The sequence below is a fragment of the Endozoicomonas numazuensis genome, from assembly GCF_000722635.1.
Taxonomy (GTDB): Bacteria; Pseudomonadota; Gammaproteobacteria; order Pseudomonadales; family Endozoicomonadaceae; genus Endozoicomonas_A; species Endozoicomonas_A numazuensis.
In genome coordinates this window covers 59280-84337 of sequence record NZ_JOKH01000007.1, presented here as the reverse complement: position 1 = coordinate 84337, position 25058 = coordinate 59280, and the positions used below count along the sequence as shown (strand labels likewise).

Below are 25058 nucleotides of genomic sequence, written 5' to 3'. Positions count from 1 at the left end.
CAAGAGCCTGCATGACTTAAGAGACTTTTGGGTTGAATGCTAACTGGCTGTCATGAACTGTCATGGGTTGCTATCGTCACCGCTTGCAATACCCTTTTCAGCACCTGATTCTTGAATAACTTTTACTACGGGATAGGCAAAATCAGCCCCTGCTTTTTCAACGGCTGACGCAATTAACAGCATGACGCTTTCCTGAACCCTGACAAAATCAACTCTTCCCTTGGGAATCACGTGCACTCTGACCTGACACTCCAGGGATGAATCGCCGTATTTTAGAAACCTTGCATAGTGAGGCTCAGAGCAATCCAGCTCAGGATGCTGAAGAAAACCTGCAATAATGTGATTCATGATGACAGAGATCTTGTCGAGATCTTCATAACGGATTCCAAAATTTTCAATAATTCGTCGGTTACGCATTCGCGATGGATTTTCCAGCACAATGCTGGTGAAGACAGAATTAGGGACAAATACAGGTCTTCGGTCAAAGTTTCTTATCTGGGTTAACCGCCAACCAATATGCTCTACATGACCCTCTATCTGTCTGTCTGGAGAACGAACCCAATCCCCTTCCTTGAAAGGCTTATCCAGCATTAACATCAGCCCACCAAAAAAATTAGCGAGCCATTCTCGGGCAGCCATGCCCATGATAAGGCCACCTACCCCGCCAAAAGTCAGTAAAGCTGACAATGAGTAACCCAGTTTTTGAGCCAGAACCAGTACTGCCAGAACAATTAGCACCATATGAAAAAAGCGGGACAACGTTCTGGCTGACTCAAGATTTTTCGACTGGGCCCCTGATAGTAAGGCGAGAGTTGGCAGCTCTCTGATCAATCGCAAGACCAGCCAGAGAGGAAATAAAACAGAGGCGACTGTTTCAGTAATGGCCAGCCAGTCATGGCCTTCTATGTTTTCATGGTCTAAAAACCAGTGCATAAGATGAAACAGGCAGAATAGCCAGGGAAGAATCAACAGAGGAGGACGAAGTGCTTTAGCCAGACAGGCTCTTAATGACTGGTTTTCAGACTTTTCCCAGCGGCTCAGCCAGAAATTACTGAGCCAGGATAGAAGGAGTGCCACAGCGGGTGCAGACAACAGATGGACTGAATTTTCGCTCAGTAACTCTCCCCAGAACATACCTTGCCCCTCAAAGAAGAAAGCCTTAATGGTATGAGGGCATAGTGACACCCTCTATCTATTTATATTCAGACCATTGAGACAATTCTTGAGGAAGAACCGTATTTTTTACTGAGAAACGGGGCAACAGTCATGAGCACACTCATGGCTGTTGCCGTTTTTTATGACATTCAGTTCAGAGCTATCTTGCCCCTACAGGCTGCGAGCATCTCTTCAGGAAGATCCAGCGTCTGGGTTGGGAACGCTATATCAGCATCATGTGAATGGATAATATTCATGATTTTAACCAGAACATTCTGTTTGACCCGATGGTATTCGGCCCAGTCAGTCGTTCGGGTAAAACAGTAGATGAAGAAGTCCAGGCTGGATGCCCCAAAACTGTTGAAGTTCACCATAAGAATCTTGTCTTTGGTAATTTCTTCATTGTCATGCAGGTATTGCTTTATTTCAGCAATAATTGCTTCCAGCTTATTACCATCCTGATACCGGATGCCAATGGTCTCCTTAATGCGCCGATTCTCCATTCTGGAAGGATTCTCGACAGAGATATTAGTGAATGTGGCATTGGGTACATACAGTGGTCGCTTGTCGAACGTTCTGATACGAGTCTGTCGCCAACCAATATATTCGACTGTACCTTCGATATTCTGGTCAGGAGAGCGGATCCAGTCACCCACACGAAATGGCTTATCAAGGTAAATCATCAGACCACCAAAGAAATTGGCCAGCATATCCTTGGCAGCAAAACCCACAGCCAGGCCACCCACACCACCAAATGCCAGCAGGCCTGAAATACTGTACCCCAGTGACTGTAATACAACCAAAATACAGGTAATGATGACAACAATTCGAATCAAGCGACCAATAGCAACGACCGTCGTAGGATCGTTAGGCTTGTTGCCTGTCAGGGTAGGATTAAGAAAATTACGTTCTATCTGTCGAATAAATCGAACAATACTCCACCCCACCAGAGTGATGATAATCACATCTCTGAGATTACTCAGTCCGTCGATTAATACAGAATCTGTGGCTTTCGATACCACATCGACGGACCAGCAGACACCAATGATCCAGATCAGCAGAGTCACCGGCTTTCTTAGTGCTCTTATGACAGCATCATCCCAGGGAGTCCGGGTTGCTCTGACCCCCCGTGCAAGATGGGTAAAGATTTTGGAGGAAATCAGATTAATAACGCCTGAAATCAACAGGACGATAAAGATTTGGATGACCCATTGGGGAATATCCAGTTCCTGAAGCACAGGGATTGAAAAGGACATCATATTACTTCCAGATAGAAAACAGCCTGCTATGCGGTAATCAAGATGTCATACCAGAAGGTGATGACATCATTTTATTTCGCTCGTGATTGTTCAGTTAAAACGCTCTGAGAGATAATCCAGCCTGTCCTTGCAGCTCAGATATCGATCCAGGGTGATCAACTCTTCCAGAGCGCGCCCCCCTCTAGCCTTAAGCGGAGACACATCAGAGTGAGAAAAAGATGACTGTTCAAGCCAGGGCAATACTTCAATGACACCTTTACGACTGCTTAATAACAGAAGATCACAACCCGCATTCAGAGCTTTTTCGACCCGAACGCTATAGCTTCCAGCCGAAGCTGCACCTTCCATAGTTAAACAGTCACTGATGACGAGCCCGTTAAATCCAACATTATTTCTTAGAATATCCTTTAGCCAGACAGATGAAAAACCACAAGGCTGATCATCAACTTCAGAGAAAACAATATGAGCCGGCATAACCGCCTCAACACCCTGCTCAATTAATGCTTTAAACGGCACCATGTCTTGCTGCTCAATCGTATTAAGCGATCGACTATCGTGAGGAAGGGTCAAGTGAGAATCTTCCTTGACACTACCATGCCCGGGAAAATGTTTAGCTACACAAGCCATACCAGCTTCATGAACACCACTGCACCAGGCTGTTGCCAGCTTTATTACACTTTCAGGATCACTGCCCAAGGCACGGTCACCGACTATATCGGTCAGCCCCAGATTCAAATCCAAAACCGGTGCCAGACTAAGATCAAGACCGCAGGATAACAACTCCTCGGCCATCAGCCATCCACAGTCCTCAATAAGCTCCAGAGCTCTCTGAGGGTCACGATTAAAATAGCGTGCGTAGCTTTCAGCGGGGGGTAATCGAGTAAAATCCTGCCTGAAGCGCTGAACCCTGCCGCCTTCCTGATCCACCATCAAAATGAGATTCTGTCTGACACTTCTGATCTCACTGACCAGATCACATATCTGATTTCGATCATGGAAATTTCTGGCAAAGAACAAGACACCGGCAACACCAGGATGCTGGAGTAAATCCTTCTCTTCAGGCGTTAGTGTGAGACCCTCAAGGTCGATAATCAGAACGCCATTATTTTTAGTACTTTTATGATCACGCGTAGTCATTATTTACCTGTTTTCCAGACCCGGCATTATGAAAGACGGTTACTCTGGCAGAATATCGATAGTCGTACCCGGAACAACCCGGTCAAACAGATCGATCATGTCATGGCCATGCATTCGTACACAACCTCGTGATCCCGGCTCTCCCATCACGGCTGTATCGGGTGAACCATGAATGTATATATATCGTCGCATTGTATCGACATTACCCGAACGGTTATAGCCTGTTTCAAGACCACTCAGCCACAGAATTCGACTCAGAATCCAGTCCGTTCGCTCCGGGTATTGCTTTTGTAAGTCAGGAGAATAAATCTCACCGGTAAACCGCCTGCCAACAAACACCGCATGTTTAGGAAGACCATTACCAATTTTGGCACGTATGACGTGATGCCCGAGCGGCGTTTGCCAGCTACCTTCTTGTTGACCAGTTCCCTTACTGGCAGTTGAAATAGAGTAACAGATCATCTCTGCCCCCTTTTGAGTCAACTCCAGAGTCTGTGAGGCAATTCGAACATTAATATGCACAACAAAATCCCGTTTAGTCTGGTGTTTGAAAGCCTTTGGCCAGAACCAACGTTATAGGCCACTATCTTGCGCTGCATGAGCACGCAGACCTGCGGCCATAAATGGCACCATTCTTCTCATAATGGTCTCAAGATTGTCATCAATGGCATAATCTCTTTTGGCCATAGCCAATAGTGTATCTGCACCTGACATAGAGAAAACGGCTGAACCAAGGATAAAGTATGTACGCCAGAACTTGTCTGCTGTAGGCAGTTCAGGGCATGCTCTGAATAGCAACTCAAAGTAACGACTGAATGCAGTCCCGTAGGTTTCGGTCAAATAACGCTTCAAATGCCCCTGGTTCTGTGTAAAGGCCAGCCCCATAAGCCTCATGAAAATAGAAATATCATCCGGTCTTCTTGGTTTAACCGCCAGTATGTGATCCACCAGAATCTCCAGAACAGCTTCAAGGTCAGGCTGTTGGCTTTGTCCTGACAGCTCATCCAGCGTTTTGCTCAAATCCTCCATAAAGGGATCAAGAAAGCGGGCAAAAACCGCTTGTATCAATGCTTTTTTGGAGCCAAAATGATAGTTCACAGCCGCCAGATTGACACCGGCCTGGCTCGTAATAGTTCTTAGTGAGGTTTCAGCAAAGCCATGCTCAGCAAAGAGCAATTCGGCTGAATCCAGAATTCTTTCAACAGTTGATGGTTGTGGCATGATACAAGGAATTTTATAAGGTTAATAAACGACTGTTTAAAACCTACGTTTCAAACCCTGAGCTGTCAAGATAAGTCCTGCTTCAACCGCAAAACAAACCTGTTTTTCATCCCATTCTTCCTCCCAGACGAAAATCTTCGGATAAACACCCAAACCATTGTCTCAGATTCTTTCCCAAATTATTCTCAACACCAATAATTACCGACCTGATTTAAATGCAAGAAACAAAAAGCAATGATCAGATCTTACACCTGCAGTGAAGCTTCTATAATGGTGAAAAAATAAGACGACCCCATGTTCAGAATCAGCGGTATAGCATTGAAAGATACGTTTATATTGCATTATCAGAATAACTTGCCACAGTAAAAATACTGTATATAATTACAGATACTGTATAAAAACACAGATCCAATACCCATGATCAAGCTGACTAAACGACAATCTGAGATCCTCGACCTGATCAAATCTCATATTGAAGAGACAGGTTTTCCTCCCACAAGAGCCGAGATCGCCAAGACATTTGGTTTCCGCTCCCCCAATGCTGCTGAAGAACACTTAAGAGCCCTTGCCCGTAAAGGTGCCATCGAAATTACACCAGGTGCTTCTCGCGGTATCCGTGTTCCAGACAGCCAGCCTGAAGGACTTCCTATCATTGGCCAGGTTGCAGCGGGTAACCCCATTCTTGCCCAGGAACACATTGAAGACCATTTGATGCTTAACCCGGGATTTTTCAATCCTTCTGCAGACTTTCTTTTGCGGGTAAAGGGTATGAGCATGAAGAATATAGGCATTCTTGATGGCGACCTGCTGGCAGTACACAAGACAACTGACGTTCGCAATGGTCAGGTTGTCGTTGCCAGAATTGAAGATGATGTCACGGTAAAAAGATTTGAAAAGCAAAAGAATACCGTTTTACTTCACCCTGAAAACGATGAATTTAAAACCATTGTCGTAGATCTTGCTCAAGACTCCTTTGCCATTGAAGGTCTTAGTGTTGGAGTCATCAGAAATCAGTCCTGAATCAGGATCTGATCAGGCTCATATTATTCTTTAAACACTTTTGCTGTAGTGAAGGCCCGTTCACGCTGAATCGCAACAACCGAATTGCGAAAGGGCTATGTCAGGAGGAAGAAGTCATGCTGTACAGAACAAGCACTGAAAGGCACATTTTTTCACCCGCAAACCTTCAAAGAAATACAGTTTGCATTAACCGCACTCACTTGAAAAAGGCTTCGTTAAAGGCAAGTAAAGAGCCCTCTAAAGCCAGCATTAATGAGCTTATTCTGTCTGGACAACCCTGGCAGGCAGAACAACTTCTAACCCCTATGCTCAGTCAACTTTCCAGCGACAATGAACGCTGGCTCACCCTGATTCTTGCTGACAAGTCCGACACAAGAACACTGCACTGGCTGAAAAACTGCAATCTGAATCAAGATAAAGTTCAAATATTCAGCTCCAGTGACGTCAATCAAACACTGGAACTCACTCAGAAAGCATTAGCTTCAGGCACCAGCCACACTGTGGTGAGTTGGCTAGGGCACTTGGATAAAGGGTGGTTAAGCAAGCTGGAAAATGCAGCCCGCAATGGACAATGCCAAGGGCTGGCTATCCGCAGCAGGCAAGCAGCATGAATGCTAATTGGGCATTCATGGCAGCAGAATCAGTGCAGTACTCTGTTCGCAGGAATTTCTTCTTCAGATGATTGCGGACGCGTGAGTTCAGCGACTTCCTGCATGCCAGCATCAAACATGACTTTTGCCACTTGCAGGTGTTCACCTTCAAGATAGAGCTTGGCCTCTTCAGAAAACTTCATAACCAACAGAGGCTCGCCATCTTCATCACTGCGTCGCAGAACAATCTCGCCTGTTGGAAGTTCCACAATTTCCAAAAACGATGCAGCCATATTTCGTTCCATAAATAGCGTATAGGGGGGAGAAATCATGCAGCATTGTGCTCAATGATGCAATAGGTCATTGCAATGTGACAGAAAAGTCGTGTATGGGGGAAATTATACGAAAGCCACTCAGCTTAAAGGGGTGTGTACCTGCGTTGATTCAGGTACACAACAACTGACTACTGTTCAGACTTTAAGAGACAACGCATAGTCCAGTACTTTTGCACCATTCATAGTACCATAATCCATAGGACTGATTGCTTCTACTGGGACGTCATATTCAGCAGCACGCTGCCTGAGATCGCTCAGCATATATTTAACCTGGGGACCCAGCAGAACAACATCAAAACTGGCTACCTGTTCATCGAAATAGGTCGCCCCAAAAGCTTCAATCTCGACTTCTTTACCTTGACTTTCTGCGGCTTCACGCATCTTTTTCACCAGCATACTGGTAGACATACCTGCGGAGCAGCACAGCATGATTTTAGTCATAGGATACCTCTAACAATTACCCATCGATTTATGGACACCTTTCAGTACTGCGGATATCAGCAGAATTACTGAAGAATTTCCATAATCATTTATTGTCTGAACACATATGAGCTCAATATATATTAGCCAACAATATAATGTAACCGGTCACATCGATACTGAATTTCATAAGTGATCGAGTGTTGACCTTAATCAATAAAAGACTCTGATCCAGTATTTTGGGGATAGTAGAGATTCAAATCAAAAGCAGCTTTAGTATCCAGGCAGAATAGTACGCTGTGAATATGGCCTGCCACAGTTGAATGCTACAAGCCCTTTCAACAAAATAGATACATCGTGCCGTTTATCGACAACTGCACCTGAGCACCCAAGCAGATCACGGAAGACCGAAGCGGCAGCACAAAATTACTTCAAACTACCACTCAAGATTGAAGTTTCTAAAATGACCAGCCAACTCTTTGAGAGAAGCCAGTATACTTTTGCCACTTTCCGGTGTTTTAACTCCGCTGGTTAAGCCTCCACTATCGGAAGTGATCATAACAGCGCCCGTCATACTGGGAGACGATTGTGTAGCACCCTCCAGAACCGAAAGATGACTATAAGCCTGCTGTAAATGAACCAGCCAGCCATCCGATGCTTCCAACTGCTTTAACTGCTCGAGCTCAGCAACATCTCCTTCTCGATCACTCATCAAATCACAGGCTTCCTTGAGGGAAACCAAACGATCCAACTGTTTTCCATAGGGGTATAATACTTCCGCCAGTATTGACGAATAAGCCTGACAGGCATGCATCAGAAATGCTTCCCGATAGGACTCTTGCTCAAAAGGCTCTGCCCTCTCCCAGGCATCGAGCTGTAATCGGGCATAGTGCAGTTTTTTATTGGTATATGAACGCCATTGATCAGACATAATCATTCTCGTAAATAGAAAAGACCTTCACGAACAGTCGTGAAGGTCTTGTTTTGACTCAACCGATCAGGCTTTTTTGCGCTTCTTGGTAACTTTCTCTTCCCACTGACCTTCCTGGAAAGTGGCACTCCAGCCTGTTGCCTTACCTTCCGACTCACTCATCACGTACTGAGTCTTGGTTTTGCGACTGAAGCGGATGATAGCTGGGTTGCCATCAGGGTCCTGCCGGGGAGCATCCAGCAAATAGTGATACTTGGGGTCTATCGCAGCCTGGTGAGGAATCAACTCACTGACCAGAGGCGCACGGGTCTCACGATTTTTTGGAAACTGACTGGCTGCCAGGAAGAGTCCAGAAGCACCGTCTCTGAGAATGTAATGATCTTCCACTTTCAGACACTGCAGCTCTGGCATTGGTACCGGATCCATTTTTGGCGGTGCAGCTTCTCCGCTTTTCAACAGCTTGCGCGTATTCTTACACTCACTGTTGGTACAGCCAAAGTACTTACCAAAACGGCCGGACTTGAGCTGCATTTCTGAGCCGCACTTGTCACATTCGAGAACCGGTCCATCATAGCCTTTAAGCTTGAACTGACCCTCTTCCACTTCATAGCCGGAACAATCGGGGTTATTACCACACACATGGAGCTTTCGCTGCTCATCAATGAGATAGCTTTCCATCGCCGTTGCACATTTTGTACAACGATGCATAGCCCGTAACGCATTGACTTCAGCGTTCTCATCGTCAGCATCTTCAACTTCTTCACCAGGCACCAGGTTGATAGTACTCTTGCAGCGCTCCTTAGGCGGAAGTGCATAGCCGGAGCACCCTAAAAACACACCGGTACTGGCTGTACGAATCATCATATCCCGGCCACATTCAGGGCATTGTATATCCGTGGGTGAAGGGTTATTCGAACGCATGCCATGACTGTCGTCTTCAGCCTGCTCCAGCTTGCTGCTGAAATTGCTGTAGAAACTGTCGAGCAGATCTTTCCAGTTCTTGCCGCCTTCAGCAACAACATCCAGATCCGATTCCATATTGGCAGTAAAGTTGTAATCCATCAGATCGTGAAAATTCTCGACCAGACGATCCGTCACTATATCGCCCATCTTTTCGGCATAAAAGCGACGATTTTTCAGGGAAACATAGCCCCGATCCTGAATGGTGGAAATAATAGACGCATACGTCGAAGGTCTGCCAATACCTCGTTTTTCAAGCTCCTTAACCAGAGCCGCTTCACTGAACCGGGCGGGAGGCTTAGTGAATAACTGCCTTGGATCCAGTTGTTTAAGATCCAGTGCATCACCCTTCTCCAAAGCAGGAAGAATAATATCCTCCCCCTTCTTGGCAACAACTGTCATGACACGGGTATAGCCATCAAACTTCAGCGTTCTGCCTCTGGCTTTCAGATCATAGTCACCAATGCGCACCGTCAGAGAGGTACTGAGGTATTCTGCAGGCATCATTTGACAGGCAACAAACTGTCTCCAGATCAACTCATAAAGACGCTCAGCATCACGCTCAAGGCCTGAAATCGATCCGGGTTCCGCTGTCACACTGGAAGGTCTGATCGCCTCGTGCGCCTCCTGAGCCCCTTCCTTGCTGGAATAGCTATTTGGCTTCTCAGGCAGATATCGTACACCGTACTTGTCGTCAATAAACTCACGAGCATTCTCAACAGCTTCCTGACTCAGATTGGTAGAGTCAGTACGCATATAAGTAATATGACCCGCTTCATACAGTCGCTGAGCCATCATCATGGTTTTCTTAACACTGAAACCCAATCGTGTACTGGCAGCCTGTTGCAGGGTTGAAGTAATAAAAGGAGCCGATGGACGACTTCGTGTTGGTTTATCTTCGCGTTCAGCGAGCTTGTAATCGGCCTGCCTTAGCTTTTCCAGTACAACTTCTGTGGACACCTCACTGGTTGGACGAAACGCCTGACCGGCTTCTTTGGCCACCTGAAAGCGAATAATCTCACCACTTTGTGTGGCCAGGTCAGCAAACACTTCCCAATATTCTTCCGGAACGAAACTTCTGACTTCACGTTCTCGCTCAACAATCAGCTTGACTGCTACGGACTGAACACGCCCAGCAGACAAACCACGTGCAATTTTTGCCCAGAGCAGAGGTGAAACCATGTAGCCCACTACACGGTCCAGAAAACGTCTGGCCTGCTGAGCATTAACACGGTCAATATTGAGATTGCCAGGCTCCTTGAAGGCTTCCTGAATGGCATTCTTGGTAATCTCATTGAAGACTACCCGTCGATAACGATCAGGTTCTCCACCAATAGCTTCCTGAAGATGCCAGGCTATTGCTTCTCCCTCACGGTCCAAATCGGTCGCGAGATAGATGGTGTCAGCGGTGGCAGCCAGACGACGAAGTTCATCGACCACCTTTTCTTTACCGGGCAGCACTTCATACCGGGCCTTCCATCCTTTCTCAGGATCAATGCCCATACGTTCAATCAGCTGCTCTTTGGCTTTTCGCTTCTTGTGAATGACTTTCTGCTCAGGGGATAGCTTACGTGTCTCAGCAGCGGCCTTTGCCCGAGCTTTGGGATCCACAGGCTTCTTTGAGCCACCTGCAGTGGGCAGGTCACGAATATGACCAACACTGGACTTTACGACAAAGTCCTTACCCAGATATTTGTTTATTGTCTTCGCCTTGGCAGGCGACTCGACGATAACTAAAGATTTACCCATGCTACCTTACACGTCCTGTAATCAGCTCCATTGTTTCAGTATTGCTGATCAGCCTGTAAAAAAGATCATAAAACACTCAGTGCTGTCTGCGACCAAAACAAGAAAGGTCGGGAATTGAAAATTTCTTCAATATATAAGGTTAAGAAAAACATCGGTCAAGGAAAACCCTCCATTGACCCCGATTTTTTCTCGAACGACCTTCTTTTTTTATCGTTTCACAGCCACAATTATTAATCCACCCAGTTATAAGCAATAATTTCCTTGAATATCAAAAGATTATTTAATAACTGTGAAGACTGACAAATTTCAGATCAAGGCATCCCAGCTCAGAATATCCTCTTTTCACTTGTCTTAACGGCCAGAAAGAGTGCCAATGAAGATATTTATCGAGCAGCGAAATAATTGAATAAAAATTCGTGAGGAAGGGATACCCCGCCAGAATTTAGCGAGGCAAATACAGCAAGGCAGAAAAACCGTCAGTGACTGAAGCCGTTTTTGCCACTCATCAGATAGGTACAGGCATGTTTAACTGACACAAAGTGTGTGCCAGTTAAACATGAAATCACTTTACAGACGTTCGAAGACTGTCGTTATACCCTGGCCCAAGCCTACACACATAGTAGCCACACCAATAGTACCACTGTTCTGCTTCATAACGTTCAAGAGCGTACCCGAGATTCGGGCACCAGAACATCCAAACGGATGACCCAGAGCAATCGCACCACCATTCAGGTTCACTTTCTCGTCCATCTTCTCCAGCAGGTTCAGATCTTTCAGAACAGGTAGTGCTTGCGCAGCAAAGGCTTCATTCAGCTCCACATGATCCACATCATCAATGGTCAGACCCGCACGCTCCAATGCTTTTTTAGTGCTTGGAACGGGACCGTAGCCCATGATGGACGGATCAACACCGGCAACCGCCATGGAACGAATCACGGCCATAGGCTGAAGACCCAGATCCTGTGCACGCTGTGCAGACATAACAATCATGCAGGAAGCGCCATCAGTAATCTGAGAAGAGGTACCTGCCGTCACCGTACCTTTCGGGTTAAACGCCGGTTTCAGCTGAGCCAGGCCTTCCACTGTGGTATCAGGACGGATAGTCTGATCTTCTGCGAAGACCGACAGATTGCCATCATCATCGTGCCCTTTCATTGGAATGATCTCATCCTTAAAATGACCCGCTTTGGTTGCTTCCCAAGCTCTCTGATGGGACCTGACACCAAATTCGTCCTGTGCTTCCCGGGTAATACCGTGCATCAGTCCCAGCATTTCAGCGGTCAGGCCCATCATACCGGCAGCCTTGGCAGCATATTTGGAGAGACGAGGGTTTGGGTCCAGTCCATGCATCATGCCAACATGACCCATGTGTTCAACACCACCCACAACAAATACGTCGCCGTTGCCCGTCTGAATAGCCTGGGCAGCGGTATGTAACGCACTCATGGAAGAACCACAAAGACGACTGACCGTCTGAGCCGATGAAGTATGAGGGATTGGCGTCATCAAAGATGCCATCCGGGCAATGTTCCAGCCCTGCTCCAGGGTCTGATTCACACAACCCCAGATCACATCTTCGACTTCTTCAGGGTTGACACCCGGGTTACGATTCAGAACGCCAGTAATCAGGTCTGCAGACAGATCGTCAGCACGGACATTTCGATACATACCGCCCTTGGAGCGACCCATAGGGGTCCTGCCATAGTCTACGATTACGGCGTCTCTCGGATTAAGGCTCATAGTCAATTCTCTCTTAAGTCTGTTGATCGTTATTAGCCGATTTTGTTTGGCTCAAGACTGTTTACGCGCCGTAAAACGTCTTACCTTCGCGAGCCATTTCCCGCAGTTTTTCGGTTGGCTGATACAAAGGACTGATATGAGCGTACTGATCAGCCAACTCAACGAACTTGTCTAAGCCAATACTATCGATGTACTTCAAGGCTCCACCACGGAAAATCGGAAAACCAATGCCGTTGAGCAGAGCCAGATCGGCTTCAGCTGCAGTATCAACAATGCCGTCTTCCAAAGTACGAACTGTTTCCATACACAGCGGGATCATCATACGATCGATAATTTCCTGAGTTTCAAACTCACGACGCTCAGCAGACACTTCAGAGAGAAGCGTATAGGAGGTTTCATCAACCACCTTTTTGGGTTTACCTTTCTTGTCCTGTTCGTATTTGTAGAAGCCCACATTGGTCTTCTGACCAAAACGTCCGTTTTCAAACATGACGTCAATCGCACTTTTCCAGTCACGAGACATGCGATCCGGGAAACCATCAGCCATAACTTGCTCTGCGTGACAGCCTGTGTCGATACCCACAACGTCCAGGAGGTAAGCAGGCCCCATTGGCCAGCCAAACTTCTCCATCACCTTATCAACCTGCTGGAAATCAGCACCGTCTTTCACCAGAGAGGCAAAGCCACCGAAGTATGGGAAAAGCACGCGATTAACCAGGAAGCCCGGGCAGTCATTCACAACAATGGGGACTTTGCCCATTTTCTTGGCATAGGCAACAACAGTCGCTACTGTTTCTTCACTGGTCTTTTCACCACGAATGACCTCAACCAGAGGCATAGCATGAACGGGATTAAAGAAGTGCATGCCACAGAATTTCTCTGGCCTTTTCAAACCTTTAGCCAATTCTGTTATAGAAATAGTTGAAGTATTGGAAGCCAGTACTGCGTTTTCACTGACCTGGCCTTCGGCTTCAGCCAATACAGCTTTCTTGACATTGACGTTCTCAACAACGGCCTCAACAACCACATCAATATCACCAAACTCACTGTACGACAGAGTTGGCACGATATGATTAAGAACCTCACCCATTTTCAGAGGATCCATACGACCACGGGCAACACGCTTTGACAGTAGCTTGCTGGCTTCAGTCAAACCCAGGTTCAAACCATCCTGAGCGATGTCTTTCATCAGGATTGGAGTACCTTTATAAGCAGACTGGTATGCAATACCTCCACCCATGATGCCGGCGCCCAGTACAGCAGCTTTCTCGACTTTTCCAGCCTTTTTGGTTAGTGCCTTGGTTTTCTTCTTGAGCATCTGATCGTTCAGGAAGAGACCTACGAGAACATCAGACTCGGGGGATTTGGCCAGCTTGATAAAGCCTTCTGCTTCTACCTTCAGAGCTTCATCTCTTGGCAGATCAGCGTGTTTCTTAATGGCTTTTACTGAAGCAACCGGCGCTGGCATATGTGGACCAGCCTGTTGCTTAACGACCGCCATGGTGGTTTCAAAAACCATCAGAGATTCAAGCAGAGGGAGCTTCAGAGGTGAACGCTTTTCTTCTTTGCGGGCATTAAAGTCCAGCTCACCTGCCAGGCAGCGCTTAATAATGGCAACTGCGGAATCCACCAGCTTTTCGGTATCAACTACCGCATCGACTGCCCCTACTTTCAAAGCAGCTTCTGGCTTTTGTTCACGACCTGCAGCAATCCACTCTACGGCATTGTCTGCACCGATCAGACGAGGCAAACGCACAGTACCACCCCAACCCGGGTAAATACCGAGCTTAACTTCTGGCAGACCGACGCCACCCTTGCTCGACAACACACGGTAATCAGCACAGAGACAAATCTCGAAGCCTCCACCCAGTGCACTGCCGTTGATAGCGGCAACGGTTGGCATTTCCAGATCTTCAAAACTGCTGAACACCCGATTAACGCCCATAACCATTTCTATCAATTCACCTTCTTCCTGACGGAAGGTTGAGGTGAATTCCATGATATCTGCTCCCACAATGAAGACACCTTCCTTACCACTGGTAAGAACGACACCCTTGATGGAGCCTTCAGCCTTGATCGCCTGTACTGCATTATCCAGATCCTCAATGGCCAGTCGGTTGAACTTGTTTACCGACTCACCATCCAGGTCAAACCTTAACTCAGCGATACCGTTTTCAAGTGTCAGGACCTTGAACGCCTTCCCCTGATATATCATTTATCTCTCTCCGGACGGATTGAAAAGGGTTGCTTGGTATCTGGCGTCTGAAATTATAGTGTTTCTCAACGCATTTCAGACGGTGCCTGCCAGACTTTCATACAACCGTTTGAATTTTTGTGCCTACCTTCATTGAATTCTCTGTCAAAGTCAAGAAAATGGACACCTATAAATCCGCAAAAATACGGATTAACTCGAAATACCCACCACAAATATTCTTGGACAATACAACTGACCACCATACAATATAAGCGTTTAGTCTATGATGCGTGCAATCAGTCGCAATTACTCACTGACAATGTAAAGTGGGCATAGGTGATGAAACAACTTTGGGCACTAAAAACAATGAGCGCCTAAGATAGTGACTCATCACCTTTTTGATGAAAGGTTGTGCATAGGAGTCTGTCGGACTTAAGACAATTTTCGGCCTGAAATCCAGAAAGAGCGGCCATCTTTTCCGTTGAATTTGCTTAAATAGGTCAACTATTCGCACAAATCCAACGAAAAAGCTGGCTCGCTCTACTGAATTTCATGCTCGAAAGCTTAAGTCCGACAGGCTCCATAGCCATGAACCGGAAATACAGCTCGCTGGTTCGGATCAACAGAATGGCTAATTAACTGGATAGAGCTCCAATTTCACATAAAACACCCGGGAAGAGAGAGACAGTCTATGAGTCAATATAACCATATTCTCGTTGCTATTGACCTGTCTGATGAAGCAGACGATGTGCTGGATAAGGCCAAGTCGCTTGCAGAAACTTATCAGGCCAGACTGACCCTGGTGCATGTCGTAGAGCCACTGAGTGTGGCCTATGGCAGTGATATTCCGCTAGACCTTACCACCCTTCAGGATGAAATTACTCAACAGGCCCGAGAACGAATTTCTCGCCTCGCGGACAGTATTCATCTGGATAAAGGCGAGCAACACGTTGTTTATGGTCGTCCTGAGCGGGAAGTTCATCGTATTGCTGAAGAGTCTGATGTTGATCTGATTGTGGTAGGCAGCCATGGAAGACATGGTCTGGCTCTTATTCTGGGTTCAACCTCCACCAGCATTCTACATGGCGCCTGCTGTGATGTACTCGCCGTAAGAGTCGGTAAAAGTTAGAAATAAAAAAATCAAAAGCCAGTGAAGAAAGGGGAGAAAACAGTATTGACGACTGTTAACTCCCTACTCTTCACTGGCTTTCAGTTTACCCAGCTTTTGTAACGTTTTACTGACTTACATATTTTCGAGCTCTTCCCAACGCTCCATCTTCACTTCGATGTCCTGATTAACTGCATCCAACCGGGCTAGAGTGGCCTGAACAACTTCCTGCTCTCCCTGATAGAAAGCAGGGTCAGCAATATTTGCTTCAAGTTTTACCAACTCTTCCTCAAGTTTCTCCAACTCACCAGGCAGAGCATCAAGTTCCCTCTGTAGCTTGTAGCTAAGCTTCTTCTTTTTCGAGTCAGTTTGTGGCTGAGCTTCTATTTCAGGCTCTGCTTTCTTTTCTGGCTTGTGGGTCTGGGGTTCAGCTACCAGATCATTCACTTCACCGCCCTGCCTCAACCAGTCATCAAAGCCACCTACATACTCTTTAATTTTCCCTCCGGGCTGAAAAACCAGAGTACTGGACACGACATTATCAAGGAATTCACGATCGTGACTCACCAGTAGCACGGTACCATTGAAGTCCACGAGCAGCGATTCAAGAAGCTCCAGAGTCTCTACATCCAGATCGTTGGTCGGTTCATCCATCACCAGCAGATTGGCTGGCTTACTGAACAGCCTTGCCAACAACAAACGATTACGCTCACCACCGGACAGCGCTTTAACAGGAACACGACAACGATTAGCAGGGAACAGGAAATCACCCAGATAACTGATTACATGCCTGCTAGCACCATTGATCACTATGCTTTCACGGCCTTCAGACACGTTGTCGATCACGCTTTTTTCAAGATCCAGCTGATTTCTCAACTGATCAAAGTAAGCCACCTCCAGCTTGGTGCCTTCTTTCACTGTACCGGTGTCAGGTGTCAGCTTACCCAGAATAATACTCAGTAGCGTTGATTTACCTGCACCATTGGCACCAATCAGACCAATTTTATCTCCCCGGATCACCCGGAGGTTAAAATCTTTAATAATGGGATGGGCATCCCAGGATTGAGAAACGCCTTTAACTTCCATCACCAGCTTGCCAGAACTGCTGCCTTGCTCCAGAGAAAAGCTCGCTTTGCCCTGAACATTCCGGCGCTCCATTCTTTCATTACGGAGGGCTTTAAGAGCTCGGACACGCCCTTCGTTTCTGGTTCTGCGTGCCTTGATACCTTGACGAATCCAGGTTTCTTCCTGCGCCAGCTTCTTATCAAACAGAGCATTCTGCTCCGCTTCAACTTCAAGCGCGTGGGCTTTTCTCTCCAGATACGTTTTGTAATCACAATCCCAGCTGGTCAGAACACCTCGATCAAGCTCTACAATTCGGGTAGCCAGAGACTGCAGGAAAGAGCGATCGTGAGTGATGAATAGCAGAGCGCCCTGGAAATCAAGAAGCTGTTTTTCAAGCCAGTCGATAGCGACGATATCAAGGTGGTTAGTAGGCTCATCCAGCAACAACAGATCGGGCTCACAAACCAGCGCTCTTGCCAGCTCTACCCTTCTGCGCCAACCACCCGACAGCTCCTTCATTTTCTTCTCTTCAGGCAGACCCAGTTTCTTGATAACCGTGTCGACCTTCTGCTGAAGACTCCAGCCGTCTGCCGCTTCCAGTCTTTGCTGAACTTTTTCCAGAGCTTTCATATCTTCATCAGTCTGAATATTCTGGACAAGCTCATGAAACTGACTGATCCACTCCCCGACTTCTTCAAGTCCGGAGGCAACGACATCATAAACTTTTTTCTCATCCTGCTCTGGGAGGTCCTGATTCAGAATACCAATACGCATACCCGGTTTACGCCAGATACTGCCATCATCGGCATCGATACTCCCGGAGACCAGCTTCATCATGGTGGATTTACCGGCACCATTTCGTCCCAACAAACAGACCCGCTCACCTTTGCGTATCTGGAACTCAGCCCCATCCATCAGAGGCTGATCACCATAGGCAAGGTTGATATTGTCAAATCTCAGTAACGGCATTATCGGGTTAACCTATCCTTTTCCACTAGCTGCCACAGGAAGGGAAACAGACCAAGAACGGGCTGACTCCCTAGCACGGGATTAAAAATGCCGCCCAGCATACCTTCTAAAGAGTCATGAGCCAAAAATTTCAGTGATCCACAATATGAAATATCCTATCAAAACCATTATGACGAGTAAGAAGCAGTACACCTGACTCTTAAAATGCAGAACAACGCCAGTAGCTGACAACCCACAATGACCATAAAGGCCATCTGGTAATGCTCAAGCGATAACGTTTCCAACCCTTGCTCAGACTGATTCCCCAGAATAAAGCCAATCAGAGGCTGAACCAGAGGCCCACCCAGTAACATAAAACCATTAGCTGTAGCCATTGCCACTCCCTGCATCGATTCCGGCACCTGCTTTCTAACCTGACCGAAAACCAGCATGTAACCGCCCGCGAAGAAACCAATCCCAAAGCAGCAATAACACATGCCATCCAGAGTACAGCCAGAGAAAAAAGCATAGATCGTCACAAGAATAAGCATCATACAACTGCACAGCATAACCCCACGGGTCATACCTGTCAGTGAAGACAGCAGCCCCAGCAAGGGTGCTCCAATAGCTGCCCCAATATAAATCAGGGACACAGCCTCCCTGACTCGAAGGGACTCACCAGGAAAACGTTCATGTAGAAAGGGAACACACCAGAGCCCAGCGAAGCTATTGATTACAACAAAAACACCAAATCCGTAGAGACAGCATAACCAGAAGCCTGAATTAAAAATCAGTGATGGCCAGTCATACTCCCTGGCAGATTGTAATGTTTCAGGATTAGCGGGTTCTTTTGGGGCATCACGAACCAGTAACAGCACCAGTACACTTAACCAGATACCAAAGTAAGCCAGGTCTTCCATACTGCCGCGCCAGTCAGAATGATGCATCAGTATAGGGATGAGGATCGGGCCCATCGCACCACCAATCAATGCAGAAGACTCCACCAGCCCACTCATGACAGAAAACCAGCGTTCTGGAAACCAGCGTGCGACAAGCGTCATACAGATAACAATGGCCGGAGAAGTGGCTATACCCATCAAACCTCTGGCCAGCAAAGCTTCAGTGAAGGTTTCTGCAATAGAAAACCAGTAGACGGCAAGCGCCATCAGCAAGCAACTGAAAACCAGTAGTTTCCGCAGGCAGAAACAATCGGCTGCCATTCCTCCCGGCACCTGAAAGAGGATATAAACATAGAGAAAGCCACTGGATAGAAACCCTACCTCCGTCAGGTTCAGTGACAAACTGTGCATCAGTTCAGGCACCATGAAAGACAGTGCTCCCTGCAGCATGAACTGATAGGTACAGAAAAGGGTTGCGATGGCACATACCACCATCCCTCTGAACCAACTGAATCCGGACACAGCAAAATTCCTGATTTGATCGATCAAAAAAATGATTGAGCAGGACGCTCAGTCAACCCAACGGTTTAACAACAAACGGTTCTTTTTCAGGCAGGCTTAGGTTAGATCAAGGTCAGGAAAGTTCACGGCAAGGTCACATTTATTTCCTGAAGGGGGGGGAATGCTTTGCCGTTTTTCAACGAAACGGCAAAGAGCGGCAGCCATTTTCAGGGCTGAATCATTTCTACTAACCGGGCGAGCCCGGGTCCTGGCAACTCCATGTCCAGTACAGCGGCATGAGCTGTCATAAAACCAGGCCCCTGACTGACCGAGCCCTCACACAGCAATCCTGTCAATGCACCCACCAGAGGCATATGACTGGCCAGCGCTATCACACCCTGTGCTGGTAGCTCGGCAATGACAGCCATGGGATCGTCGTCGGGAGTAATACAATCCAGCGTTTCAAGCGTACAATCGAGTGTTTCAGCGAGAATTCTGCCTGATTGCTGTGCCCTGAGAAAAGGGCTGGCAAACACTCTGTTAATCCCTAACGTTGTCATTTTCGAAGCGGTACTGAGCACTTCCTGCTGACCCACTTCGGTCAGCGGCCTTTCCTGATCAGAAGGAGCTGACCAACTGGCTTGTCCATGACGCATTATGATCAGTTTCATCATTCAGTTCCTGCTTGCTTATGCTTTAAGAAAAGCGCAAAAAGAAGTGACCTGACTTCGATTTTCTTAAACAGATAACTATTCACACAGAAAACCCAAAAGCCACTACTTTTTAAGACTGCTTACAACGTCTAATAGATCTTTCAAACTCTAATTGGAATCTTCCTGATCCTGATCGTTGTTCGATTCTTTGTCACCAGGCCAATCACTGAATGGATAGGGTTTGGTGTCCAGGTTATAGGTCATAAACTGGATGATTTGATAAAAATATTGATTGAGGCTGGCACTGAACTCCAACAGGCGTGAGTTGGGTTCTGACTTAAAAAAACCATGAACCACCTGAACAACCGAGACAATCAGAATCAATACCCCGGCAATATTAGCCACCATGTAGAACAACACCATAAACAGCAGTCTCAGCCAGCGAGACTCTGACTTTAGATTATCGATCACTTTCTCATCCATAAATAATCAACTCCGTTTTTGTTGATAGTTAACCGTTTTTACTGACAGCTTTCAGTTTCGTGGAAGCACAACCCACCGGATGACTAAAAACTGTTAGCCCCCTGTTTTACCTGACCATGAATTCGACGTCGGTTTTTTGCTCACGAAGCATCATGCCTTTAACCAGCTGGCTCACATCAAAGTCTTCAAAAATAACTTTATGCAGCGCTTCAACAATCGGCATATAAACATCCAACTCAACTGCTTTCTGCCTGACCTGTCGCAAAGTGTTTACACCTTCAGCCACCTGCCCCAGTTCAGCTTCAGCTTCAGTCAGGCTTTTACCCTGACCCAGAGCATACCCGACCCGAAAGTTACGACTCAGACTGGAAGTACAGGTAGCTACCAGATCCCCTACTCCAGCCAGTCCCAGGAAAGTCATGGGGTCTGCACCCAGCTTCACGGCAAAACGGCTCATTTCAGCCAGACTGCGGGTAATCAGCATACTCTTGGTATTTTCGCCCATCCCCATGGCAGCGCCTATACCTGAGACAATGGCATAGATATTTTTAAGTGCACCTGCCAGTTCAACACCGTAAACATCATGATTCGAATAAACCCGAAAATAATCAGAATGCAGGACCTTCTGCACAATCTCACATAACTCAGCATCCTCACTGGCAATGACGGTTGCTGTAACTGCCTTGGCAACAATCTCTTTGGCCAGGTTAGGTCCGCTGAGTACTCCCACTCTGATTGAGGCGAGTTCTTCGAACAGAATCTCACTCATCAGATCAAACGTTTCTGGCTCAATACCCTTGGTGGTACTGATCACCATTTTACCTTCCAGCGCATTTCCTGCCAGCTGAACCACTGAACGAAAAGATTGACTGGGAATAGCAATAAGAACCAGATCAGCCTCTGAAAGAGTGGCCTGTATATCAGTAGAAGCCTGAACTGAAGGGTGAATGGTATAGTCCGGTAGATAGCGGTGATTAATATGATCCTGATTAATCCCTTTTACCTGCTCTTCACTGCGCATCCAGAGTTTAACCTGATGACCGTTCTGGGCTGATATATCGGACAGAGCCGTACCAAAGCTGCCTCCACCCAGGATGGCTATGGTATACTGCTTGCTACCGTTGTTCGGCGTCATCATCATAGTTCCGGCTGTATTTCTCTTGATCCGGTATTCAGGGTGCAATCCAGCTAACTCGTTACGAGACTGTTCGCTTCCATAACACCGGTTCCCTATTCAACATGCAGTGCTCATAGCCAGTAACCAGGCATCAATCTTTCCTGATCACGAGCAGATCAATCTTTCTGGTTATCACACCTGAGCAGAGCGACATCTTTCAACACTTAGGGAGATGAAAGATCTTTCAGATAGATAATACAATACCTGAACCGGTTAGTGCATGAAGAGGGCCACGTTTTTCAGAGCATGAAAAGCGGCCACCCTGATTACTGCTTAATCAAATGTCACGGGAGCCGCCACATCTGTTGTTTTTTTGTTAATTTCAACGGAATACCCTGATGCGACTCTGAGAGCGATGGTATAGTGCACGCCGGAACGATAGTAATGAATTCCCGTGATCAGTGGTCAGCCTGACAGGGAGTCGACATACCCATGTCACCCATGCCTTACAGGCGGCCATGGCATTTTCCAGGAATAATGAACGAATGAAGCAACAATCCTTCGATAAAGACGACCTGCTCCGCTGTTCTCAGGGTGAGCTTTTCGGCCCAGGCAATGCTCAACTGCCAGCACCCAACATGCTGATGATAGACCGTATCGCCCGTATCTCTGAAGAAGGTGGTAAATACGGCAAGGGTGAGATCGTTGCCGAGCTGGATATCACGCCAGACCTGTGGTTTTTCGAGTGCCACTTCCCGGGTGATCCGGTTATGCCAGGCTGCCTGGGTCTGGATGCTATGTGGCAACTGGTCGGCTTTTATCTAGGCTGGATGGGCAATCCAGGTCGTGGTAGAGCTCTGGGTTCTGGTGAAGTCAAATTTACCGGCCAGATTCTGCCAACCAACAAGAAAGTCACTTATCAAATCAACATCAAGCGTATAATCAGTCGCAAACTGGCGCTGGGAATTGCTGATGGCACTGTCAGCGTCGATGGACGCGAGATTTATACAGCAGAAGGGCTCCGGGTTGGCCTTTTCCAGAGCACCGACTCATTCTGATTCATTCGGATAATTCAGGTTTAGACAAATGAAACGTGTTGTAGTTACAGGGATCGGCATTACTTCCTGCCTGGGTAACACCCAGGATGACGTAACCGACAGCCTCAAACAGGGAAAATCCGGCATTAGCTTCAACGAAAGCTACGCTGAAAAAGGTTTTCGCAGCCAGGTTTCCGGCTCTGTCGACATCGATCTGAGCGAACACATTGACCGTAAAACTCTGCGTTTTATGGGTCTGGCTGCCTCCTATGCCTACATCGCCATGAAGCAGGCTATTGAAGATTCAGGTCTGACTGAAGACCAGGTTTCCAACCCGAGAACCGGCCTGATTGCCGCTTCCGGTGGAGCCTCTTCTGAGAACATCGTTGAAGCTGCTGACATCATGCGTGAGAAAGGCGTCAAGCGTGTAGGCCCTTACCGTGTGACCCGTACTATGGGCAGCACCGTATCTGCATGTCTGGCTACCCCATTCAAAATCAAGGGTGTGAATTACTCCATCACTTCTGCCTGTGCAACCAGTGCACACTGCATTGGTAACGCTGTTGAACAGATTCAACTGGGCAAGCAGGACGTAGTCTTTGCCGGTGGTGGTGAAGAAGAACACTGGTCACAAACTGGTCTTTTCGATGCCATGGGCGCTCTGAGCACCAAGTATAACGAAAGTCCAGACAAAGCATCTCGTGCTTACGATGCTGACCGTGACGGTTTTGTCATTGCCGGTGGTGGCGGAATGGTGGTTCTGGAAGAACTGGAACACGCCAAAGCCCGAGGTGCCAAAATTTACGCAGAAGTCGTAGGTTATGGTGCAACGTCTGACGGCTATGACATGGTTGCCCCTTCCGGTGAAGGTGCATCCCGCTGCATGCGTCTGGCTCTGGAAACCGTTGACGGGCCGGTTGATTACATCAACACCCACGGCACGTCCACACCGGTTGGTGATGTTGCTGAACTGAAAGCACTGAAAGAAGTGTTTGGCGATGAAATGCCTACTATTAGTTCAACCAAGTCCCTGTCCGGACACTCTCTGGGTGCTGCTGGTGTACAGGAAGCCATCTACTGCCTGCTGATGATGAAGCATAACTTCATCACTGCATCAGCCAACGTAGAAACTCTGGATGATGAAGCCAAGAACCTTCCGGTTCTGGTCGGTGAAGCTCGCGAACAGAAGCTGAACCGTATTATGTCCAACAGTTTCGGCTTTGGTGGAACCAACGCCTGCCTGGTACTCCAGAGCTACGAAGACTGATAACAAAGTGTGTCACTTCTGATCACTATCCAGAAGAGATCAGAGCACTAAAAAAGCCACCTTCGGGGTGGCTTTTTTATTCTTCCATTAATATCTCCAGCATGGCGGAGTAATTATTCAGAAAGCGTCTCGTCACGGCATAAGTATCGGTATCTTCATACTCTACTGGCTCTAGCCCGTTATCACGGACTTCGTAGATTACTGCATTGGGATAGGACAACAGGATAGGAGAATGGGTGGCAATAATGAACTGACAACCATCAAGAACCCGTTGATGCAGCAGGGAAATCATCGCCATCTGACGATTGGGGGAGAGCGCCGCTTCTAGCGATCCTCGCGTGTGTGCCAGAGCCTCAAAATATAAATGGTTGAGTTCTGGATTTCATAGCGCATTTCATATTGCCCTATCAGTACCCTTCTGACTTCTCTGGGGTCAAAAGCATCAAGTCTTTCACCAAGCCTTGGGTTTACCAACAGGCTGGCAGGGCTGGATGTCAAAGACTGTACTGTTTTGGCTGCTGCCTGCTTATTTACAAGAGCTAAAAAATAATACAGCCGCGACAAATCAGAGAGGGCTTTACTCGTCCACTTAATTTCCATTAACGGGCACAGGCAGTGGGTTTTCAGTTCCAAGACTTTCCGCCCACTCTTGCACGGCCTGATGATCGATCACAGCATTTGCGTCTACATCTGCCAGTGCTTCTCTGGTTAGTCTGTCCCGTTCCTCTTCCTGGTCAATCCAAGCGGATAGAGCCTGTTTGATAATCCACCCTCTTGACCGCTCAAGTTTCTGTGCAAGCTGTTCCACTTTTTCAGCCAAAGGTAATGGTACATGGGCAGTAAGTACCTTTGTGTCTGTTTGAGCCATGATAATCTCTCTTAATCAGTTATTAATAACTATGAAAAATAGTGATTAATTATGATTAAGTCAATGGCATTGTCAGATTTGGGTATACCTTAACCTGACGTCAGGCTGATACAGGTCAAAGTGTCTATTTAGGGTTGAAGAATATAATTCTTTACAGATACTCGGGTTTAGAGAATCATAAGCACTAACGTTTTATATTTTTCGAACTCGAATAAAGTTAAGCAACCGTTCTGATTATCACAACGGAACGGTTGCCATGCTCACTTCAGAACAGAAAGTTATCCTCCGGGAGCTTTCTTTATATACGACATTTCTCACAGGCGCGCTATCATCAATTGCGGCACCAACGTTCTGCGAGTTGCTTCTGGGGAGTATGATTTCTGGTGAAGGGTTTCTTACAC

The 25058-nt window shown here is 47.1% G+C and carries 24 protein-coding genes; 5 read left to right on the top strand and 19 right to left on the bottom strand.

What is annotated here, in order from left to right:
* Window positions 1-60: 60 nt before the first annotated feature.
* The 5 genes from GZ78_RS22580 to GZ78_RS22560 form a co-directional block, all read right to left on the bottom strand.
* Window positions 61-1134 carry a mechanosensitive ion channel family protein gene (locus GZ78_RS22580; RefSeq protein ID WP_051786470.1) on the bottom strand — a complete coding sequence of 358 codons (1074 nt, stop codon included), beginning with the start codon at window positions 1132-1134 and terminating at the stop codon, window positions 61-63.
* Window positions 1135-1304: 170 nt separating this feature from the next.
* Window positions 1305-2414, bottom strand: a complete 1110-nt coding sequence (locus GZ78_RS22575) for a mechanosensitive ion channel family protein (protein WP_236631660.1) — start codon at window positions 2412-2414, stop codon at window positions 1305-1307.
* A gap of 90 nt (window positions 2415-2504) precedes the next feature.
* Window positions 2505-3551, bottom strand: a complete 1047-nt coding sequence (nagZ, locus tag GZ78_RS22570) for a beta-N-acetylhexosaminidase (protein WP_051786469.1) — start codon at window positions 3549-3551, stop codon at window positions 2505-2507.
* A 39-nt stretch (window positions 3552-3590) separates the two neighbouring features.
* A complete protein-coding gene (locus GZ78_RS22565; RefSeq protein ID WP_034841330.1) occupies window positions 3591-4073 on the bottom strand; it encodes a L,D-transpeptidase in 483 nt (160 codons plus the stop codon).
* Window positions 4074-4124: 51 nt separating this feature from the next.
* Window positions 4125-4772 (bottom strand): TetR/AcrR family transcriptional regulator, encoded by a 648-nt coding sequence (locus GZ78_RS22560; RefSeq protein ID WP_034841328.1) that lies wholly within the window; start codon window positions 4770-4772, stop codon window positions 4125-4127.
* A 417-nt stretch (window positions 4773-5189) separates the two neighbouring features.
* On the opposite strand from GZ78_RS22560, the gene lexA reads away from it, so the two are divergent.
* Both lexA and GZ78_RS22550 read left to right on the top strand, forming a co-directional pair.
* Entirely contained in the window at window positions 5190-5792 is a 603-nt protein-coding gene (gene lexA, locus GZ78_RS22555) for a transcriptional repressor LexA (RefSeq protein ID WP_034841325.1), read from the top strand.
* A 116-nt stretch (window positions 5793-5908) separates the two neighbouring features.
* Window positions 5909-6403: a SulA-like leucine-rich domain-containing protein gene (locus tag GZ78_RS22550; RefSeq protein ID WP_051786468.1), complete on the top strand. Its 495-nt coding sequence runs from the start codon at window positions 5909-5911 to the stop codon at window positions 6401-6403.
* Between the two features lie 29 nt (window positions 6404-6432).
* Here GZ78_RS22550 and GZ78_RS22545 read toward each other — a convergent pair whose 3' ends face one another.
* The 6 genes from GZ78_RS22545 to fadB all read right to left on the bottom strand — a co-directional run bounded on the left by GZ78_RS22545 (window position 6433) and on the right by fadB (window position 14732).
* Complete coding sequence (locus GZ78_RS22545; protein WP_034841322.1) at window positions 6433-6675, bottom strand: hypothetical protein; 243 nt, start codon at window positions 6673-6675, stop codon at window positions 6433-6435.
* A gap of 177 nt (window positions 6676-6852) precedes the next feature.
* Window positions 6853-7158: a PTS sugar transporter subunit IIB gene (locus GZ78_RS22540; protein ID WP_034841320.1), complete on the bottom strand. Its 306-nt coding sequence runs from the start codon at window positions 7156-7158 to the stop codon at window positions 6853-6855.
* A 415-nt stretch (window positions 7159-7573) separates the two neighbouring features.
* Window positions 7574-8068: a DUF6586 family protein gene (locus tag GZ78_RS22535; protein WP_152558896.1), complete on the bottom strand. Its 495-nt coding sequence runs from the start codon at window positions 8066-8068 to the stop codon at window positions 7574-7576.
* A 66-nt stretch (window positions 8069-8134) separates the two neighbouring features.
* A complete protein-coding gene (topA, locus tag GZ78_RS22530; RefSeq protein WP_034841315.1) occupies window positions 8135-10777 on the bottom strand; it encodes a type I DNA topoisomerase in 2643 nt (880 codons plus the stop codon).
* 567 nt (window positions 10778-11344) lie between these two features.
* On the bottom strand, window positions 11345-12517 hold the full coding sequence (fadA, locus tag GZ78_RS22525; protein ID WP_034841314.1) for an acetyl-CoA C-acyltransferase FadA: 1173 nt from the start codon (window positions 12515-12517) through the stop codon (window positions 11345-11347).
* Between the two features lie 61 nt (window positions 12518-12578).
* Window positions 12579-14732, bottom strand: a complete 2154-nt coding sequence (gene fadB, locus GZ78_RS22520) for a fatty acid oxidation complex subunit alpha FadB (protein WP_034841312.1) — start codon at window positions 14730-14732, stop codon at window positions 12579-12581.
* A gap of 670 nt (window positions 14733-15402) precedes the next feature.
* On the opposite strand from fadB, the gene GZ78_RS22515 reads away from it, so the two are divergent.
* Window positions 15403-15840: a universal stress protein gene (locus GZ78_RS22515; RefSeq protein ID WP_034841310.1), complete on the top strand. Its 438-nt coding sequence runs from the start codon at window positions 15403-15405 to the stop codon at window positions 15838-15840.
* 114 nt (window positions 15841-15954) lie between these two features.
* Here GZ78_RS22515 and uup read toward each other — a convergent pair whose 3' ends face one another.
* The 5 genes from uup to GZ78_RS22490 form a co-directional block, all read right to left on the bottom strand.
* Complete coding sequence (gene uup, locus GZ78_RS22510; protein WP_034841308.1) at window positions 15955-17853, bottom strand: ATP-binding cassette ATPase Uup; 1899 nt, start codon at window positions 17851-17853, stop codon at window positions 15955-15957.
* Between the two features lie 167 nt (window positions 17854-18020).
* A complete protein-coding gene (locus GZ78_RS22505; RefSeq protein WP_034841305.1) occupies window positions 18021-19253 on the bottom strand; it encodes an MFS transporter in 1233 nt (410 codons plus the stop codon).
* Between the two features lie 206 nt (window positions 19254-19459).
* Window positions 19460-19906 (bottom strand): phosphohistidine phosphatase SixA, encoded by a 447-nt coding sequence (sixA, locus tag GZ78_RS22500; protein ID WP_051786467.1) that lies wholly within the window; start codon window positions 19904-19906, stop codon window positions 19460-19462.
* Window positions 19907-20053: 147 nt separating this feature from the next.
* Window positions 20054-20368 (bottom strand): DUF4389 domain-containing protein, encoded by a 315-nt coding sequence (locus tag GZ78_RS22495; RefSeq protein WP_051786466.1) that lies wholly within the window; start codon window positions 20366-20368, stop codon window positions 20054-20056.
* Window positions 20369-20474: 106 nt separating this feature from the next.
* Window positions 20475-21509 carry an NAD(P)H-dependent glycerol-3-phosphate dehydrogenase gene (locus GZ78_RS22490; RefSeq protein ID WP_034841300.1) on the bottom strand — a complete coding sequence of 345 codons (1035 nt, stop codon included), beginning with the start codon at window positions 21507-21509 and terminating at the stop codon, window positions 20475-20477.
* 521 nt (window positions 21510-22030) lie between these two features.
* On the opposite strand from GZ78_RS22490, the gene fabA reads away from it, so the two are divergent.
* On the top strand, window positions 22031-22543 hold the full coding sequence (fabA, locus tag GZ78_RS22485) for a 3-hydroxyacyl-[acyl-carrier-protein] dehydratase FabA (protein WP_034841563.1): 513 nt from the start codon (window positions 22031-22033) through the stop codon (window positions 22541-22543).
* 28 nt (window positions 22544-22571) lie between these two features.
* Window positions 22572-23789 (top strand): beta-ketoacyl-ACP synthase I, encoded by a 1218-nt coding sequence (gene fabB, locus GZ78_RS22480; RefSeq protein ID WP_034841298.1) that lies wholly within the window; start codon window positions 22572-22574, stop codon window positions 23787-23789.
* 76 nt (window positions 23790-23865) lie between these two features.
* Here the strand turns inward: fabB and GZ78_RS22475 are convergent, their stop codons facing one another.
* From GZ78_RS22475 to GZ78_RS22465, 3 genes are read right to left on the bottom strand one after another with little or no spacing between them, the layout of a single operon-like run.
* On the bottom strand, window positions 23866-24081 hold the full coding sequence (locus GZ78_RS22475) for a hypothetical protein (RefSeq protein ID WP_051786465.1): 216 nt from the start codon (window positions 24079-24081) through the stop codon (window positions 23866-23868).
* 32 nt (window positions 24082-24113) lie between these two features.
* Window positions 24114-24389, bottom strand: a complete 276-nt coding sequence (locus GZ78_RS22470) for a type II toxin-antitoxin system RelE/ParE family toxin (RefSeq protein ID WP_034841296.1) — start codon at window positions 24387-24389, stop codon at window positions 24114-24116.
* On the bottom strand, window positions 24379-24657 hold the full coding sequence (locus GZ78_RS22465) for a CopG family ribbon-helix-helix protein (protein ID WP_034841293.1): 279 nt from the start codon (window positions 24655-24657) through the stop codon (window positions 24379-24381). Before GZ78_RS22465 ends, GZ78_RS22470 begins: the two co-directional genes overlap by 11 nt.
* Window positions 24658-25058: the final 401 nt, after the last annotated feature.